This is a genomic window from Bartonella jaculi (assembly GCF_039543045.1).
Classification (GTDB): Bacteria; Pseudomonadota; Alphaproteobacteria; order Rhizobiales; family Rhizobiaceae; genus Bartonella; species Bartonella jaculi.
The window spans coordinates 1-788 of the sequence record NZ_BAABIZ010000162.1; the positions used below are offsets into that span (position 1 = coordinate 1).

1 pseudogene is annotated in these 788 nt (G+C 43.0%); it reads left to right on the plus strand.

Features of this window, described 5'->3' with window-relative positions:
* Window positions 1-788 (plus strand): annotated as a pseudogene (locus tag ABD915_RS09965) (DUF637 domain-containing protein); the annotation flags it as partial.

Genomic DNA, 788 nt, shown 5'->3' on the forward strand with positions numbered 1-788 from the left:
GGCAATGCCGCTGCAAATAACTTTTTGGGTAGTGCACAACGCGCTCAGATGAAGAAAGAGTTAGAAGAGTGTTCTGATGATCAATGTCGAAGAGATGTTAATGAAAAATGGTTCGAGATTAGTGAAGAGCAAGATAGGATTTTTTCCACAGGTGCGTTTTTGGGTTTGATTAGCAGTACCGCAAAAGAAACAGTAAAAGGAGTATGCGATTTAGGTCTCGGTGCTGTGAAAATAGGGTTAGCAATAGTTTTCAATCCATTTGAGAGCGTTAAAACGGTTATTGAAGGCGTTGGAACAGCAATGTCTTGGACCGTGAGTGGACATGTGATTGATGATGTCTCCGGAAAAGTTGATCAATTCTGGGGAGGTGTTAAGGGTTCCTTTGTAGGGCATATAAATCACATAATGGAAACAATGGATAAAGAGGGGGGGAATGGAGCACCCAGTGCCGGTTTTGAATTCGGCGAAATGATAGGTGAACCAATAGGAGATGCGGCTTATACAGTGGGTTCTATAGTGCTTACTGACGGTGCTGCTGCAGTAGCCAAGGGAGGTGTGAAACTTGCGGGCAAGCTTGTAGAAAAAGATCTGCTCAAATTTACTACTGAAACAACAGCCGCTAAGACAGGAGAGGAAATCGCTCAATCACTTGGAAAGATGAGCGATGAGGTTATTGCAACTCAATATTTTGGGCAGGAAAGAAAATTCTGGTCAACAGCCCCGATTGAGGTTGAGTTTGAAATGACTTACAAGGGGGAGAAAATTGCTCAGACAAACAAAGTCTATCA